General features: G+C 45.8%; 1 protein-coding gene. It reads left to right on the forward strand.

Translation table 11 applies throughout. The features are described from left to right. On the forward strand, positions 1-934 hold a 934-nt coding region (gltX, locus tag CVN76_RS01065; protein ID WP_100530106.1), incomplete at both ends, for a glutamate--tRNA ligase.

Genomic DNA, 934 nt, shown 5'->3' on the forward strand with positions numbered 1-934 from the left:
GATGTCGGCGGCGAATATGGTCCGTATCGTCAGTCTGAAAGGAATGACCTTTATCAGGAGTTGTATCAGGAGCTTTTGGATAAGGGCTTGGCTTATAAATGCTATTGCACGGAAGAGGAGCTTGAAGCTGAACGCGAAGGTCAGGTCGAGCGGAATGAAACACCGAAGTATTCAGGAAAGTGCAAGCACTTAACCGAGGAGGAGCAAGCGGAATTAGTTGCTGAAGGAAGAAAGCCTAGCATCCGCTTTGCCGTTCCTGCAGGGGAAGTCCTTACTTTCAAGGATATGGTCAAGGATGACGTCTCGTTTGAAACGGATGGTTTTGGTGATTTTGTCATCGTCAAAAAGGATGGCGTTCCGACTTATAACTTTGCGGTAGCTGTCGATGATCACTTGATGAAGATATCCCATGTGCTTCGCGGGGACGATCATATTTCCAACACGCCGAAGCAAATGATGATCTATGAAGCATTCGGCTGGGAGCCACCGGTATTCGGTCATATGACACTGATCGTGAATGAAAGCAGGAAGAAACTAAGTAAACGGGATGAATCGATCATTCAATTCATTGAGCAATATGAAGAACTTGGATACCTGCCTGAGGCCTTATTCAATTTCATTACATTACTTGGCTGGTCTCCGGTCGGGGAGGAAGAAATCTTCACGAAGGAAGAATTCATTAATATTTTCGATGCAGATCGATTGTCCAAATCACCGGCACTTTTCGATAAGCAAAAGCTTACGTGGATGAATAATCAGTATGTGAAGCAACTGGATGCTGATTCGGCAGTGGAATTGTCATTGCCCCACTTGATTGAAGCCGGAAAGGTCTCCAAATCAATGACAGCAGATGAGAAAGAGTGGGTACATGGCCTTGTGTCCCTTTATCAAGAGCAGATGAGCTTCGGGGCGGAAATCGTTGAGCTATCCCAAC

It is taken from the genome of Bacillus sp. mrc49, assembly GCF_002803435.1.